Here is a 13960-nt window from a genome sequence, read left to right on the forward strand (position 1 = left end):
TTTGAAAGAGGTGAAAATGCATGATTATCAAAAAAATACTGAATAACAATGTTGTAATCGCCGAGGGTAAAAGTGGCAAGGAGTCTGTAGTGATGGGCCGTGGTCTTGCTTTTCAAAAGAAACTTGGAGATGAGGTGGAGGTATCCAAGATTGAAAAAACATTTGTAATGGAAACACATGAACTTTCAGAAAAGCTTTCAGAATTACTTAGTGAGATTCCGCTGAAACATTTACGTATCGCGGATGATGTTGTCCAGTACGCGCAAGAAACACTTGAAACAGACTTAAGTGATAATATCTATTTAACTCTTACAGACCATATTAATTTTGCAGTATCACGGTATAATCAAGGTATCAACTTGAAAAATGCACTATTGTGGGAAATAAAACGATTTTATCACGCAGAGTATTTAGTTGGAATGAAGGCACTTGATTTTATTGAGAAAGAAGTAGGGATTAGTTTGGATGAAGATGAGGCTGGATTTATTGCGCTTCATATTGTAAATGCGAGACAAGACGGACAACAAATGCATATGACAGTTGCGATGACCCAAATTGTTCAAGATATTTTAAGCATTGTCACGTATCATTATGGTATGGTTTTGGATGAAACTTCACTAAACTATACACGTTTTATTACTCACTTACAGTATTTTGCACAACGTTTGCTTCGAAAAGAAATTGTCGATTCCGGCGATGACTTTTTATATGAACAAGTGCAAATTAAGTATCCAGAAGCTTTTAATTGTACGAAAAAAATTGATGCATATCTGATTAATACGCATCATACGGAATTAACAAGAGATGAACGTGTCTACCTCGCAATTCATATTTACCGCGTTACTGAAAGAAACACAATTGCAAAAGAAGAAGAATAATTTTTTTGGACTTATATGTAATGGATTACAGAAAAGTACCGCTTATCGTGGTGCTTTTTTTATTGTAATTTTTTCTCTACTAATATGACCGAAAATAACACAGCAAAAACACTAGTAGTTAATAAAATGGAGCTACGAATCATGGCATACATTGGGATAAATGCGAGTACAATTGAAAAAACTAGAATTAATACGCCAATGATTATCCAGTAAGTACCAAGCAATCGATGAGCTTTTTTCCAAGTGGCATCGTTTTTTAAAGAAGCCTTCGTCCGGTAACTAAAGCGTCCGTTTTTCTTTTTTGGCGGATTAATTCTATAAATAATGCCAATAATAATTAATAAAAGCGGGAAAAGTAAATCAAACATAATAAACCTCCTTCAAGCTACCATCGTAGTATAACAAATTCTTGTGAAAAATTGAACGGTTTGCCTATTTGTTTTAATGGGTATTGGTGAAAGAGATGATCAGTTATTTTAAAGGAGGAAAAAAGATGCTTTATAGCGAAAACGACAAGCGAAAACATGAAAGTTATCGAATCCCGCTCTTTGGATCTGAAGAAGAAAGTACTAGTATCCCGAAATACGTATTAAAAAAGGAACCAATGGAACCACGCATTGCTTACCAATTAGTGAAAGATCAGCTGATGGATGAAGGAAATGCGAGACAGAATTTGGCGACTTTTTGTCAGACATATATGGAAAAAGAAGCTGAAATATTGATGGCAGAAACACTGGAGAAAAATGCTATCGACAAATCTGAGTATCCACAAACAGCAGAACTAGAAAATCGCTGTGTTAATATTTTAGCGGATTTATGGAATGCACCAAAAGATATGTCTTATCTAGGAACTTCTACTGTTGGTTCTTCGGAAGCGTGCATGCTCGGCGGTCTTGCAATGAAGTTTCGCTGGCGTAATAATGCAGAAAAACGTGGTCTAGATATTCAAGCGAAACGACCAAATTTAATTATTTCATCAGGTTATCAAGTGTGTTGGGAAAAATTCTGTGTATACTGGGATGTTGATATGCGTGTCGTACCAATGACTAAAGAGTATCTTAGCCTTGATGTGGAGAAGGTATTTGAGTTAGTGGATGAGTATACAATTGGTATCGTTGGGATTTTAGGTATTACTTACACAGGAAAATTTGATGATATTGCTTTATTAGATGAAAAAGTAGAAGCTTATAATGAAGCAAACGAACATCAATTAGTAATCCATATCGACGGGGCAAGTGGCGCAATGTTTACTCCATTTGTAAATCCAGAATTACCATGGGATTTCCGACTTAAAAATGTTGTTTCAATTAATACTTCTGGTCATAAATATGGCTTAGTTTATCCGGGTGTTGGCTGGATTTTATGGAAAGATAAAGAATATTTACCAAAAGAACTTATTTTTGAGGTGAGTTATTTAGGTGGTTCAATGCCAACCATGGCGATTAATTTTTCGCGTAGTGCTAGTCAAATTATTGGTCAATATTATAATTTTTTGCGTTATGGTTTTGAAGGCTACCGAGAAATTCACGAAAAAACAAAGAAAACAGCGCTATATCTTTCAAAAACGGTAGAAAAAAGTGGCTACTTTGAAATTATTAATGATGGCTCTAATTTGCCGATTGTCTGTTATAAGTTGAAAGATGGCCTTGATGTTGAATGGACACTCTATGATCTTGCGGACCAGCTTCTTATGAAAGGTTGGCAAGTTCCGGCTTATCCGCTGCCGGCTGATTTAAGTGATACGATTATTCAGCGGTTTGTTTGCCGGGCGGACTTAGGTTATAATGTAGCGGAAGAATTTGCAGCTGATTTCGCGGATGCACTCCACAATTTAGAACATGCAAGAGTACTTTATCATGATAAGGAGCGAAACGATTCTTACGGGTTTACGCATTAAAAAAAGAAGACTTGGATGTGAGTCCAAGTCTTCTTTTTATTAAAGTGGAAGCCAGTCGATAATTTCTTTTAGGCTTTTATCCCAAAAATCCCAATCATGGTCACCAGGACCTTCGCGATATTCTAGTGGAGCGTTTTTGGCAAGCGCAAAATCACGGAAACGAATATTGTCTTCATAAAGAAAATCTTCCGTACCACAATTTTGGAAAAGAGCTGGTAACTCTATGTGGTTCGTTAGATTAGTTTCTAATAAATGGAATAAATCATTTTCCGTACCAGTTTGGCTAGCCATTTCTCCAGTGATGGCACGTGTGCTGAAATTTTCGAAGCAATCTTCTTTAATAATATAATTAATGTCCATGACGCCGGACATACTTGCAGCTGCTTGGAATTTTTCTGGGAAAGTAAGTGCAACTTTGAACGCACCGTAACCACCCATTGAATGTCCAGCAATGAAAGTATCTTCTTTTTTATCCGAAAGTGGAAACCAGTTTTTCATCACGTGAGGAAGTTCAGTACTGACAAATTGGAAAAAATCGCGACCATGAACCATGTTAGAATAGAAACTATGGTCTGCTGCGGGCATGATGACAGCGAGCCCTTTTTCGGTAGCATATCGTTCAATATTTGTATTGCGGACGTAAGTAGTATGGTTGTTCGACAAGCCGTGCAAAATATATAATGTTTTATATTTAGGAATTGAACCATGATAAAGTGTTTCTGTTTCGGGTAAAATTACCGTTACACTCGTTTGCATGGCTAAACATTCTGATTTAAAATTTAGTTCTAAAATAGCCAATCTAAAGGCCTCCTGTCGTGTCTTTTTTTCTAGTATACATGATTTTTTAATGAAATAAAATAAATACAACTTATCTTATGAGTTAACTCGGAATTAGAATTTAAAGAAAGAACCTGCGCGAACAGGTCCTCGTTATTTTTTAATACTAGGTTTCTTTTTATCCACAATGTTCAAAATTTCTTCAAGCTTGCGATTCTTTTCTAGAATGGCTGCTTCTTTGAATTGTTCTGTTGTGACTGGGGGCATCGTTTCTTTGCAATTTTCATGCGTTAGATTTGGAAAAAGATTATCAGTCATTTTTCATCGCCTCCTTGATTTAATTATAAAGGATTAGCATAAAAATATCGACAAATTAGATATAGATGAAAATAATTCTCAATTAGGGGTCCGACTTTTTGAATATCGTGTTATAATTTAGTAAAATGAAATGGACAGTGTTGTGGAGGGAATTATGAAGAAAATAACTATATTGACGTTAAGTATAACAGCCGCACTACTCCTTGCATCGTGTGGAAATGATACTGCAACTGATACGAATAATGAAAAAGTAAAAACAGAAAATAAATCGCAAGTAGCCTTAGAGGTAACTGATATGGCTGGTCGTGATGTTTCTTTTGATAAAAAACCAGAACGGATTATTGCGCTTACAAATGCAGATATGAATATTATTTATGCGCTTGGGGGGACAGTAGTTGGTCGTCAAACAACAGATGCAAGTGGTGTTCCAGATGGTGCCAAAAAAGCGACAGAAGTGGGCAATACGCATGATTTAAACTTAGAGAAAATTGCTTCTCTTGGGGCAGATGCTATTGTCGCAAGTTCAGAACAAAACTTAAAAGATGTACCAGCAATGGAAGGCGTCGGGCCGAAAGTTGTTTTAACTGGAGCAAATTCAATCGATGAAATAAAAAAACAGACAGCCGTTCTTGGCAAGCTTTTAGGTAAAGAAACAAAAGCAAAAGAGCTAGAAGCAAATATTGATAAAAAAGTAGCAGAAGTAAAGCAAAAACAACAAGGTAAAAAAGTACGTGCTTTATTAGTACTTGGGGCTCCTGGAAGTAACTACGCAGCGCTTCCATCTTCTTTAAGTGGAAATGTTTTAGAAATTGCTGGCGGAGAAAATGTGGCGAAAGATTTTAAAGGAGTGGAAAATTTTCCGCAATATGCTTCGATGAACGTTGAAAAAATTGTTGCAGCCGATCCAGAAGTAATTTTCTTAATGATTCACGGTGGGGACGAAAAAGAAACAGAAACAGCATTCAAGAAAGAAATGAAACAAAATGAAGCTTGGAATTCAACAAGTGCTGTTAAAAATGATCATATTGTCGTACTTCCAGCAGAACTGTTCGGAACAAATCCCGGAATAAAAATTGATCAAGCATTGGATTATATGACAGATGAGATAAATAAGGTGGCTAACTAATGACAACTGTGAGGGCGCATGATCCGCGGCGAAGACGTAGACGGATAACTTTTATTGTAGTGATTGTTTTACTTATTTTAGCTTTTTTCTACGGACTGACAACAGGATCCGTGAAAATTACATATAGTGACGCTTGGCAAACTTTAACTGGTGGCGGAAGTGACCTTGCGAATCAATTGATTTGGAATTTGCGATTACCACGATTATTGATTGCGTTCTTAGTAGGTGCTGCACTTGCAATAGCAGGTTGCTTGCTCCAAGGTGTGATGCGGAATCCACTAGCTGACCCAGGTGTGATTGGAGTTTCAGCTGGCGGAGGCTTTGTAGCAATTTTAATGACGTTAGCTTTTCCTGCTTTGGCTTCTTTTGTTCCAATTGGCGCATTTTTAGGAGCTTTTGGTACAGCAATTTTAATTTATTTATTAGCGTGGGATCGTGGCGTTTCTCCTTTACGCGTCATTTTATCCGGTGTTGCTATCAATGCATTTATTGGCGCAATGACTTCTGGTGTTATGGTGCTTTATAGTAACCGGGTACAAAGTGTTATTTCTTGGATGACAGGAACGCTTTCTGGGAAAAGTTGGTATCACTTGGATATGATTTGGCCTTATATGTTGGTTGGTTTTGTTTTAAGTGGTTTTGCGATTCGCTCTTCTAATGTGTTGCTACTTGGGGACGATGCAGCAAAATTACTAGGCTTTTCAGTCGAACGACATCGTTTTTTCATTATCATGTTAGCAGCATTTCTAAGCGGTGTTGCGGTTAGTGTGGCTGGATTAATTGGCTTTGTGGGGCTTGTTGTGCCACATATTTTCCGTTTGATTATCGGCAATGACTACAAATATTTACTGCCATTATCTGCCTTAGGTGGCGCACTATTAGTCGGTTTTGCTGATACAGCGGCTAGAAGTTGGTTTGGGTCAATTGAGCTTCCGGTTGGGATTTTGCTTGCGATGATTGGCGCGCCATTCTTCTTATTCCTACTTCAAAGAGGGAGGGTTGCTTCATGAAACCTGCATTAGAACTAAAAAATGTTTCTTTCTCACGCAAAAGAGATTTTGAAATGAAAGACGTGAATGCACAAATTCCAGAAGGTAAAATCACGACACTTATCGGTCCAAATGGTTCAGGTAAATCAACTATGCTTCGTTTGATGATGCGCCTTTTGACGCCTGATAGCGGAGAAGTTTTGCTTGGTGAAAAAAATATTACGGATATTCCTTCTAAAGATTTAGCAAAGAAAATGACAATGCTATCTCAAGCGCCTGAAGGTTTAGTCGATGTGATGGTGCATGACTTGGTAGCTTATGGACGCTTACCGCATAGAAGTTGGCTCTCTACATTACAAGAAGATGATGAGGCGGTTATTCAGTGGGCAATTAAAGTGTGTAACTTAGAAGATTTAGCGTATCGACCACTTCACTCGTTATCTGGTGGTGAACGTCAACGCGCATGGCTTGCAATGGCTCTTGCACAAAAAACACCCATTTTACTACTTGACGAGCCGACAACCTATTTAGATATTGCGCATCAACTTGAACTTTTAGATTTATTAGTTCATTTAAATAAAGAATATAATTTAACGATTGTGTTAGTGTTACATGATTTAAATCAAGCTGCAATCTACAGTGATTATGTTTTTGTTTGCGAAAATGGGCAATTAGTCAAAAATGGTACGCCTCAAGAAGTTTTTACAACAGCGCTTTTGCGAAATGTCTTTCATATTACGGCAGATATTACTGAAAAAGATGGGAAGCAGCACATTCACCCGCTTACTTCGACTAGATTTGAATATTAAAGAAAACAGAAAGAAGATTAGAATTTGGTGAAAAAGCTTCCTATCCAAGAGAAACTTTATTATAATAGATGAAGGCTGTTGCTCTTTTTAAGAATAGCAGCTTTTTTACATTTAAATCTAAACATAAAGGACGGAAAGCAATGGCTAGAAAGAGAAAAAAGGCAGTTCGAGTTGACTATGCGATTATATTCTTGATGATGTTGCTTTGTATTATTGGTTTAGTGGCTATTTATGTGGCAGGACTTGTCAATGACCAATATACAAATAATTTTTTGTTGCAACAGTCTATTTGGATTGTTATTTCTACTGGAGTAGTCGTTGTTATTGTACTTTTTTTCGATTATGATCGGCTTCAATGGGCAGCTTATTACTTATATGGGATTGGAAACTTGCTTCTAATTCTTGTATTAATTGTTGGTGATGAGCGTAAAGGTTCAAAAAGCTGGATTGGTATTGGCTCACTTGGTAGCTTGCAACCATCAGAGTTAATGAAGAGTTTCTTAATTCTCGCGCTTGCAAAAGTAATTTGGGACCATAATAAAAAATATCAATTACACACGGTAAAATTAGATATGCAATTATTGCTTAAAATAGGCATCGTTTCTATCGTTCCCCTTGGACTAGTTGCGCTTCAGCCAGACCTAGGAACGATTTTAGTATTTATAGCTATTATCATCGGAATGGTCTTTATTAGTGGCGTTACGTGGAAAATTTTAGTACCAGTATTTAGTTCAGTTGCTTTACTGGGTGGGACGTTAATTTATTTAGTTATGTACAATCAAGATTTTTTACAAAAACTAGGATTTAAACCATATCAATTTAAACGAATTACTTCTTGGCTTAGACCTGAAGAAGATCCACTTGGAGACGGTATGCAACTGCTCCGTTCGATGCAGGCAATTGGATCCGGGCAGTTACAAGGAAATGGTATTGGCAACCAAGCAATTGCTATTCCAGAAAACCATAATGATTTTATTTTCTCTATTATTGGTGGTAATTTCGGTTTTATTGGTGGCTGTGTGCTTATTATGTTATACTTTTTACTGATTTACCAAATTATTCGAGTGGCACTAGATATTGGTATTCCTTTTTATTCGTATATTTGTACAGGTGTTTGCTCAATGATTTTATTTCACGTTTTAGAAAATATCGGGATGACAATTGGTCTTCTTCCAATTACCGGTATTCCACTACTTTTTGTCAGTTATGGGGGAAGCTCTCTTCTTGGCGCATTTATGGCACTTGGCCTCGTATTGTCTGCTAGATATAATGCCCCGGAAGTTAACTTAGGGAAAGGGAATCGCGTATGATTTTCTTTTTTAAACTGTTTGGGAAAAAGCATTAGTTTACACAAACCAACCAGTAAGGAGTAATTAAATAATGAATCAACAAAATAAACTAGCTGGACGCATTGATTACGGAATTGTTTTATCAATGATGTTACTTATGATAATCAGTTTGGTGTCCATTTATAGTGCGCAATTAACAAATAATCAATATGATGCTAACTTTGTTGTAAAACAAGGTATGTGGTTTGTAGTTTCGACGTTTGCAATTATTGTCGTGATGCAACTGGACTATGATCGACTCACAAGATGGGCTTATTACTTTTACGGATTAGGTCTATTTTTACTCGTTTTTGTTTTGCTTTTTGGGAAAGAAGTAAAAGGAGCAAAAAGTTGGATTGTTATTCCATTCTTAGGAAACATTCAGCCATCTGAGGTTGTAAAGGTTATTTTAATTGTCGTTTTAGCGAAAGTAATTTGGGACCATAACCGAACGTATAAGGTCCATCGTTTTAGTTATGATGCTTGGTTACTTTTGAAGATTGGCTTGTTTACGTTAATGCCACTTATTCTTATTATGCTGCAACCCGATCTAGGGACGGCACTTGTGTTTATCGCTATCATGTCGGGAATGATTCTTATTTCCGGAATTACTTGGAAAATTATCGTGCCACTTTTCGGTTCAATTGCTGCAATTGGGACAGCGCTCATTTGGATGGTTATTTATCACCAAAATTGGCTAACTAGCCTTGGTTTTAAACCATATCAATTTGAGCGGATTACGACATGGATAAATCCGGAGAATGATCCTCAAGGCGGAGGTTATCAAGTACTGCGAGCGATGACAGCAATTGGTTCTGGACAGATTTCCGGAAATGGTGCAGGATATGATGCCATCGCTATTCCAGAAAATCATAATGACTTTATCTTTACTATTGTAGCTGGAGATTATGGCTTTATCGGAGCGAGTATTCTCCTTGCAATTTATTTCTTATTAATTTACCAAATTATTCGGGTGGCGCTTGATGTGGGTGTACCATTTTATTCTTACATTTGTACGGGTGTTGTAATGATGTTAATGTTCCACGTGCTAGAAAATGTGGGGATGAATATCGGCTTATTACCGATTACAGGTATTCCGCTTCCGTTTATTAGTTACGGTGGTAGTGCTCTACTCGGAAATATGATGGCAGTCGGGCTAGTTCTCGGGATAAGATTTAATTTTAAAAAATCTATGTTTGAAGTTAAAGAAGAAAATCATGTCTCCTAAAAGAAAAATACAAAAGTCAAAAGTGGCTTTTGTATTTTTAAAAATCCGGTATGAATACGCTTTCAAAATATCTGTTTTTTTATAAGGGTTGCTGTTTGTACTTTCAGAAAAAATGCACTATGATAGTAATAGAATGCAATCGGAGGGAGATGCAAAATGATTAATTTTTATTGGTATCCAAAATGTAGCACCTGTAAGAAAGCAAAAGCATGGCTTGAAAATGAGCATATTAATTTTAAAGAAGTAGATATTAAGACTGAAACCCCAACTGCCGAAGAATTACAAAAATGGCATGAGGTCAGTGGACTCCCAATTCGTCGTTTCTTTAACACAAGTGGCATTAAATACCGCGAACTTGGACTGAAAGATAAACTTGATACACTTTCGCTGGAAGAAGCTTATAAATTGCTCGCTTCAGATGGTATGTTAATCAAACGTCCACTAACTACGAATGGTAAAGAAGTAACGCTTGGTTTCAAAGAAGAAGAATTTGAAGCAACTTGGAAATAGTCAATATAGATAATTGTAAGTAAAAGGAGGAGTTTTGAAATGAGTTTACCAAAAGACTTATTGTACACAGAAGAACATGAATGGGTGAAAGCAGAAGACGGTAGTTATATTATTGGAATTACTGACTTTGCTCAAGATCAATTAGGGGATATTGTTTTTGTTGAATTACCTGAAGTTGGCGATACAGTAACAAAAGGTGATTCAATTGGTAGCATTGAATCTGTAAAAACAGTATCTGATTTTTACGCACCAGTAACTGGTAAAGTAGTTGCTGTTAATGAAACATTAGAAGATGAGCCAGAGCTAATTAATAGCAACCCATATGACACGGGTTGGATTTTAAAACTTACTGAAGTAGAAGATGCGGACGTATCAGCTCTTTTATCAAGTGATGATTACGAAAAAGTATTAGACTAATTTTTAGAGGGCCGGCTTGGGTTAACCGAAGCTGGCTTTTTTTGATAGGAGGCGTTTTTCCTGGAAATTTGGGATAAAGAAAGTTTGCGGACGTCGCAAAAAAATGGTGCGGACTTCGTTGTCTTCTTTTTTACGCCAATGTGTGGTAGCTGCCAAATAGCAAGTCGTCTTGTGGATGTAATTTTAGAAGCGGACGGGATTCATACAGAAGTCGCAAAAGTTGATTTGAATTATGTGCCCGATATTGCACAAAGTCTTGAGATCACATCGGTCCCCGCGTTAGTTAAATTTAAAAACGGGCAACCAGCCGATTTAAGCTATCAACTACATGATGCAACAGCCATTTTTAAATTCCTGTATAGTGAGTGATACAGGAGTTTTTTCTGTGTTATAATTTGCCCTGATGCAAAAATGTTTCGTTTCCGATATAGAACTGCGTTTAGCTAAAAACGTTGCTATAGACACAATTCTGCTACTTGTGATAAGATAATTCGAGTTGTTAAATAAGTGTTTTATAAAGAGAAATTTTTAGTGAAACATAAAAATATCGGGGGCTTTTTCTATGAACCATTCTAATCTTACTATTTTATCTGTTTGTAGTAATTTTGTTATTGTTGTTCTTAAATTAATTATCGGCTTTTTTACAGGTTCAGTGGCAGTAATTTCGGAAGGGATTCACTCGTCAATGGACTTATTTGCGTCAATCATAACTTTCTTCTCGATTAGGATTTCTAATCAACCGGCTGATGAAGATCATCCATATGGGCATGGAAAAGCAGAGAATATTGCGGGAACTATTGAAACATTACTTATATTTGTAGCGGGCATTTGGATTATTGTTGAATCGGTTAATAAACTTATAAACCCGCACGAAATTCGTTTTCCAGCGCTTGGTATTATGGTAATGCTTTTTGGCGCTATCGTGAATATTATCGTGTCTCGTATTATCAAAAAAGCAGCGGATGAAGCTAATTCAGTTGCGATGAAATCCAATGCATTACATTTATATACAGATGTTTTCACATCACTTGGGATTGCCCTCAGTTTGTTCCTTGTATACATAACAGGGTGGCTTTGGTTAGATCCAGTCATCGCAATTTTAACAGCGTTTTACATCATGTATGAGGCTTACAAATTATTAAAGGAGTCTTTCCCACCATTAATGGACAAACGTTTGTCTGCAGACGAAGAAGAGGCTATTAAGCAAATTATTCTAGCTCATAAAACAAAATTTATTGAATTTCATGATTTTCGCTCAAGACGAGCAGGAGCGGAAGAATATATTGATTTTCATTTAGTCGTATCTTCCTCGATGACGATTGAAAGTGCCCATTCGCTATGTGATGAAATTGAAAGAGAGATTATGAATTTTTATTCTAAAGCAGAAGTTCTTATCCACTTAGAGCCAGAAGAAGAACGAGTTTTCACTAGAATTTAATCCAAGCTCTTTCTATTCGATTTGTTGCTAAAGTGTTACAATAGGTAGAAATAAGGATGGAAAGGACAATGAGTATGACAACTTCTATTTTGATTGCCGATGATGATAAAGAAATTGTAGATTTAGTGAAATTATATTTACAAAATGAAGGTTATACGATTTATCAAGCTTATAATGGCGCGGAAGTATGGCGTTTAGTGCAAGAAAAGCAACCTACATTAGTGATTTTAGATATAATGATGCCGGAAATGAATGGCTTAGAAGTATGCCGTTTAATGAGAAACAATGGTATTTTGACACCGATTTTAATGCTCAGTGCAAAGGCAGAAGATAATGATAAAATTATGGGACTATTAACTGGAGCGGATGATTATATGGTTAAACCATTTAATCCGCTAGAGCTCTCAGTTCGGGTTAAAGCGATTTTAAGACGAATGCAACAAATGAGTCAAGCAGAGCCAATAAGTCAAGATAAAGTCATTATTGGGCCAATTGTAATTGACCGTGGTCTTCATGTAGTAACAGTTGATGGAAAAGAACTTCATTTAACAACTTCAGAATTTGATATTTTATTTTTACTCGCGAATGAACCAGGTCGTGTTTTTAGTTCGGAATATATTTTTGAGAAAATTTGGCAGGAGAAAGCGCTTGGAGCAAGTAAAACAGTCATGGTTCATATTAGCAATTTGCGAGATAAGTTAAGAGATGCTATGGGCGGAGAAAATGTTATTAAGACAATTTGGGGAGTAGGGTACAAAATTGAAATCTAGACTAGAAATGCTGTTTACGAAAATTAGTCATGTGATGAATGTTTGGCAGGCGACTTTTTTTGCAATCGTGTCTTGGATTTTTGCTTTGATTACTGTACAAACTATTTATTTATGGAGTATTTCTATTCGTGATGATTCTTTATTTTTGCGTGAATTGACGCAATCTATGGTCCAATTATTTGGACCGAATAAATATACTCGGATAATGCAGTCATTTTGGATGTTATCGCTGAAATTTTTAATTATCTTTTTGATTGCTTGTTTATTCTTTGCGTTCTTTTATCGCTTGATGCGTCAACGAATATTAAAAAAACAACTACAAACGATTAATTTTGCTTTAAATGACGGAAAGCCCGTTGATACAGAGAGTTTTGTTCCGGAAATTCAAGAACTTGAGCGAAACATTGAAAATATGCGTGAACGACAAAATAAATTAATGAAGCAGGAAGAACAGGCGCAGCAAGCTAGAAATGACTTAATTACAAATGTCTCACATGATTTACGGACTCCTTTAACGTCGATTTTAGGATATTTAAGTTATATTCATGAGGACCGTTATCGTGATGAGATAGAGCTGCGGTATTATACGGAACTTGTATACGGAAAAGCTCGTCATTTGCATAAACTGATTGATGATTTATTTTCTTATACCAGGCTTGATAATGTAGAATACCAACTTAAAAAAGATGAGCTAGATATTATTGAACTACTAAGCCAATTAGTTGCTGAATATGATGGTCGTGCAGCTGAACGTAATATGAAGATTGTAGAACATTTTGATGCAAAAAAATTAATTATAAGCGGCGATGGTAACCAAATTATGCGTTTGTTTGAGAATTTATTTTCCAATGCGCTTAGATACGGAGAAGGAAATAAACAAATTGATGTAAGCGCGAAAAAAGAAGATAATATGGCTGTTGTGCGGGTCACTAATTATGGTGAAGAGATTCCAACCGTTGATTTGCCTTATCTATTTGAACGTTTTTACAAAGTAGATAAAAACCGGACAACCACGGGGACGGGGCTAGGGCTTGCAATCGCTAAGTCTATCGTTGAAAAACACGGTGGAATTGTTACCGCAGAGAGCAAACATCGCCAAACAAGTTTTATCGTCAAATTGCCTCTCATTTAATCTTTAAAAATTCTTAAATGTTTCTTTCCTTGTGATTTATGTTCTTTCAGTAGAATATAAATCACGGAGGAGAGAAAAATGAAAAAACATATTGTTTTAATTGTTGTTGCTTGTATCACGGTCATTGCGGTATTTATGTACATAATTCAAGTCAATAGTAGCGAACTTAAATACCAAAATAGAGCTCAAATTAAAATAGCCTCTCAGTTAGCTAGCCACGGATATTTGGGAGAAAATAGTATTAATAATAAATTAAATTACAAATAAATTCGTATAAATAAAAAAGTTATTGACAAAGTGTACCGGAAAAGGTAATATGAAAAAACAAGAAACGTCACTATAG

17 protein-coding genes are annotated in these 13960 nt (G+C 36.2%); 14 read left to right on the forward strand and 3 right to left on the reverse strand.

Annotated features, from left to right (window positions below; genetic code table 11):
- Positions 1-20: 20 nt before the first annotated feature.
- The gene (licT, locus tag HCB45_RS07170) at positions 21-878 is read left to right on the forward strand and encodes a BglG family transcription antiterminator LicT (RefSeq protein WP_185619423.1); all 858 of its coding nucleotides are present in this window, start codon (positions 21-23) and stop codon (positions 876-878) included.
- Between the two features lie 59 nt (positions 879-937).
- Here the strand turns inward: licT and HCB45_RS07175 are convergent, their stop codons facing one another.
- Complete coding sequence (locus tag HCB45_RS07175; RefSeq protein ID WP_185619425.1) at positions 938-1246, reverse strand: SdpI family protein; 309 nt, start codon at positions 1244-1246, stop codon at positions 938-940.
- 125 nt (positions 1247-1371) lie between these two features.
- Between HCB45_RS07175 and gad the strand changes: the two genes are divergently transcribed.
- On the forward strand, positions 1372-2775 hold the full coding sequence (gad, locus tag HCB45_RS07180; RefSeq protein WP_185619427.1) for a glutamate decarboxylase: 1404 nt from the start codon (positions 1372-1374) through the stop codon (positions 2773-2775).
- 39 nt (positions 2776-2814) lie between these two features.
- Here the strand turns inward: gad and HCB45_RS07185 are convergent, their stop codons facing one another.
- The gene (locus HCB45_RS07185; RefSeq protein WP_185319847.1) at positions 2815-3573 is read right to left on the reverse strand and encodes an alpha/beta hydrolase; all 759 of its coding nucleotides are present in this window, start codon (positions 3571-3573) and stop codon (positions 2815-2817) included.
- Positions 3574-3705: 132 nt separating this feature from the next.
- The gene (locus HCB45_RS07190) at positions 3706-3870 is read right to left on the reverse strand and encodes a hypothetical protein (RefSeq protein WP_185319846.1); all 165 of its coding nucleotides are present in this window, start codon (positions 3868-3870) and stop codon (positions 3706-3708) included.
- A gap of 154 nt (positions 3871-4024) precedes the next feature.
- On the opposite strand from HCB45_RS07190, the gene HCB45_RS07195 reads away from it, so the two are divergent.
- The 12 genes from HCB45_RS07195 to HCB45_RS07250 all read left to right on the forward strand — a co-directional run bounded on the left by HCB45_RS07195 (position 4025) and on the right by HCB45_RS07250 (position 13884).
- Positions 4025-4996 carry an ABC transporter substrate-binding protein gene (locus HCB45_RS07195; RefSeq protein ID WP_185619429.1) on the forward strand — a complete coding sequence of 324 codons (972 nt, stop codon included), beginning with the start codon at positions 4025-4027 and terminating at the stop codon, positions 4994-4996.
- On the forward strand, positions 4996-6006 hold the full coding sequence (locus HCB45_RS07200; protein ID WP_185319844.1) for a FecCD family ABC transporter permease: 1011 nt from the start codon (positions 4996-4998) through the stop codon (positions 6004-6006). Before HCB45_RS07195 ends, HCB45_RS07200 begins: the two co-directional genes overlap by 1 nt.
- Positions 6003-6794, forward strand: a complete 792-nt coding sequence (locus HCB45_RS07205) for an ABC transporter ATP-binding protein (RefSeq protein ID WP_185319843.1) — start codon at positions 6003-6005, stop codon at positions 6792-6794. Before HCB45_RS07200 ends, HCB45_RS07205 begins: the two co-directional genes overlap by 4 nt.
- Positions 6795-6934: 140 nt before the next feature.
- Entirely contained in the window at positions 6935-8104 is a 1170-nt protein-coding gene (rodA, locus tag HCB45_RS07210; RefSeq protein WP_185319842.1) for a rod shape-determining protein RodA, read from the forward strand.
- 70 nt (positions 8105-8174) lie between these two features.
- Positions 8175-9350 (forward strand): rod shape-determining protein RodA, encoded by a 1176-nt coding sequence (gene rodA / locus HCB45_RS07215; RefSeq protein WP_185319841.1) that lies wholly within the window; start codon positions 8175-8177, stop codon positions 9348-9350.
- 156 nt (positions 9351-9506) lie between these two features.
- The gene (locus HCB45_RS07220) at positions 9507-9860 is read left to right on the forward strand and encodes an arsenate reductase family protein (RefSeq protein WP_185319840.1); all 354 of its coding nucleotides are present in this window, start codon (positions 9507-9509) and stop codon (positions 9858-9860) included.
- Positions 9861-9899: 39 nt separating this feature from the next.
- Complete coding sequence (gene gcvH, locus HCB45_RS07225; protein WP_185319839.1) at positions 9900-10277, forward strand: glycine cleavage system protein GcvH; 378 nt, start codon at positions 9900-9902, stop codon at positions 10275-10277.
- A gap of 84 nt (positions 10278-10361) precedes the next feature.
- Complete coding sequence (locus tag HCB45_RS07230; protein WP_185319838.1) at positions 10362-10646, forward strand: thioredoxin family protein; 285 nt, start codon at positions 10362-10364, stop codon at positions 10644-10646.
- Between the two features lie 193 nt (positions 10647-10839).
- Positions 10840-11715: a cation diffusion facilitator family transporter gene (locus tag HCB45_RS07235; protein ID WP_185319837.1), complete on the forward strand. Its 876-nt coding sequence runs from the start codon at positions 10840-10842 to the stop codon at positions 11713-11715.
- Positions 11716-11789: 74 nt separating this feature from the next.
- Positions 11790-12485 (forward strand): response regulator CesR, encoded by a 696-nt coding sequence (gene cesR, locus HCB45_RS07240; protein ID WP_185619448.1) that lies wholly within the window; start codon positions 11790-11792, stop codon positions 12483-12485.
- Positions 12475-13617: a sensor histidine kinase gene (locus HCB45_RS07245; RefSeq protein ID WP_185319836.1), complete on the forward strand. Its 1143-nt coding sequence runs from the start codon at positions 12475-12477 to the stop codon at positions 13615-13617. The genes cesR and HCB45_RS07245 overlap by 11 nt, the downstream gene beginning before the upstream one ends.
- Before the next feature lie 78 nt (positions 13618-13695).
- Positions 13696-13884, forward strand: coding sequence for a hypothetical protein (locus HCB45_RS07250; RefSeq protein ID WP_185319835.1), 189 nt, complete (start codon positions 13696-13698; stop codon positions 13882-13884).
- Positions 13885-13960: the final 76 nt, after the last annotated feature.

Source organism: Listeria farberi (assembly GCF_014229245.1).
Classification (GTDB): Bacteria; Bacillota; Bacilli; order Lactobacillales; family Listeriaceae; genus Listeria; species Listeria farberi.